Below are 2,560 nucleotides of genomic sequence, written 5' to 3'. Positions count from 1 at the left end.
TATTACCTGTTCCTGTTCCATTTCCAGTACCTYTTCTTGATTCATTTCCACAAACCTCCAATAATGAAGAAAAAACACCCCAACACAAGGTTAAGGTGCTTCTTCCATCCTATATTTCCAAACCTATTCGAATGCTGTTTCCAACTCATCTTCATCATCATCCGCATTTGGACCAACCACTTTAATCAAGTTGCTGTTTTCTCTAATTCTCAGTTCAATTGTTTCCGAGATCGCTTTGTTATCTTTCAAGAATTGCTTTGCGTTCTCACGACCTTGACCAAGACGTTCACCTTCGTACGAATACCAAGCGCCGCTCTTATTCACGATATCCAGCTCAGTTCCGATATCAATAATGCTACCTTCACGTGAGATACCTTCACCGTACATAATATCAACTTCAGCTTGTTTAAATGGAGGCGCTACTTTATTCTTAACGACCTTAATTCTCGTACGGTTACCAACCATGTCATTACCTTGTTTGATCGTTTCAATACGACGAACATCCAAACGAACGGAAGAATAGAACTTCAGTGCACGACCACCCGGAGTTGTCTCAGGGTTACCGAACATCACGCCAACCTTCTCACGCAATTGGTTGATGAAAATAGCAATAACTTTGGATTTATTGATTGCACCAGACAGCTTACGAAGTGCTTGTGACATCAAACGTGCTTGAAGACCTACGTGAGAATCCCCCATGTCGCCTTCAATTTCCGCTTTTGGTACTAACGCTGCTACGGAATCGATAACAATAATATCTACCGCGCCACTACGTACAAGTGCTTCCGCGATTTCAAGCGCTTGCTCACCTGTATCTGGTTGGGAAAGCAATAGTTCATCTATATTAATACCAAGCTTACTTGCATAGGAGGGATCCAACGCATGCTCCGCATCGATAAAGGCAGCTTGTCCGCCMACTCTTTGAACTTCAGCAATCGCGTGTAGTGCTACGGTTGTTTTACCTGATGACTCTGGTCCGTAAACTTCAATAATTCTTCCACGTGGAAATCCACCTATTCCAAGCGCGATATCAAGGGCAAGTGAACCCGATGAGATCGTTTCAACTTGCATATGTGTAGATTCTCCAAGTTTCATGATGGAGCCTTTTCCGAACTGTTTCTCAATTTGACGTAATGCGTTATCAAGTGCGGCACGACGATCTGACAAAACGACCACTTCCTTCTATCATTATAGGTATATGATAACTTGTTTTGGCATGTTTGCCAAGCATTTTTTCGAACATACATTCGTTTTTTTTGCGAACAAACAAAAAACCGTAACAAAGTTATCGCTTTGCTACGGTTCTTCCGTTAACACTAAATCTAATTATAGATGATTTCTATCATTCTTTCAACTGTTTCCACAATTGATAGATTGCACGCTTCGCAGCTCTTTGTTTGATAAACTCTCTATTCCCAGATAATTGGAGGGTAAATACTTCTGTCTTCGCATGCTTTTGTGCCAATCCAACATAGACAAGACCAACAGGCTTCCCTTCAGACGGACTTGGACCCGCCACACCGGTCACGGAGATCCCAAAGTCACTACCAGTATTAACTAACAACTGTTCAGCTAATATGACAGCTGTCTCGCTGCTAACAGCACCTGGGGCTCCCTCACCCTCCAAAACTTCCATCGGTACGCCAAGCAGCTTATGTTTTAAAGCGTTTGAGTAGACGATAATGCCACCTAGGAATGATTCTGAGCTACCCGGTACTGCCGTTATTAGATCACTGAGTAAGCCTCCTGTACAGCTCTCAGCTACTGCAAGTGTCTTCTTACGAGCTCCAAGCAACTGTAAAACGATCGTCTCGATAGGAACGTCAAGATCTGCATAGAGATACTCCCCTAGCCGCTTCTTAATCTCAGCTTCTGTCACTTGTAATTTGATCTCGCCTTCTTCGGCCGAATGTGCACGCGTTGTTAGACGAATCGTGACTTCACCTTCCTTGGCATAAGGAGCAATTGTCGGGTCAGATTGCGCTTGGATCAAATCCAACAATTGATGCTCCAAATTGGATTCTCCAATACCTGCAAATTTCAACATTTTCGAATAAAGCGGAACTTCATCTGTCATTAATAAGTGAAGCCAAGGTAAGCCATAATTTGTAAACATCGGTTTCATTTCTTTCGGAGGACCCGGTAATAGAACGAAATGTGTTCCCTCGAACGTAAATGCATTTCCGACGGCCAACCCTGTATCGTTATGTAAGGGATCGCTGCCTTCTAACATAAGGGCTTGACGTCGATTGCTTTCCACCATATGAATCCCTCTTGTGGCAAACATCGCTGCAATAGCCTCCATAGAAGGCTCATGAATGACCAATTTACGCCCCGTAAATGCCGCTAATACATCTTTGGTCAAATCATCCTGCGTGGGCCCTAGACCACCCGTACAAATCACAACATCAGCTCTTGATGCAGCTATTCTAAGGCTATCGAACAAGCGCTGCTCATTATCTCCGACGACGGTTTGAAAATAAATGTCAATACCATGTGCAGCACATTCCCTCGATAAAAATTGCGCATTAGTATTCACAATTTGACCAAGTAGCAATTC

General features: G+C 43.3%; 2 protein-coding genes. Both read right to left on the bottom strand.

Annotated features, from left to right (window positions below):
* Window positions 1-123 precede the first annotated feature (123 nt).
* Window positions 124-1,167: a recombinase RecA gene (gene recA, locus AC1DVJ_RS30555; protein ID WP_477596625.1), complete on the bottom strand. Its 1,044-nt coding sequence runs from the start codon at window positions 1,165-1,167 to the stop codon at window positions 124-126.
* A 175-nt stretch (window positions 1,168-1,342) separates the two neighbouring features.
* Window positions 1,343-2,560 (bottom strand): competence/damage-inducible protein A (locus AC1DVJ_RS30550; RefSeq protein ID WP_477596623.1); only part of this gene is annotated, 1,218 nt, incomplete at its 5' end.

This window comes from Paenibacillus sp. P4_A9 (genome assembly GCF_056402415.1).
Note: the sequence above shows the minus strand (reverse complement) of the source record. Positions and strands in the feature narration are given on the sequence as shown.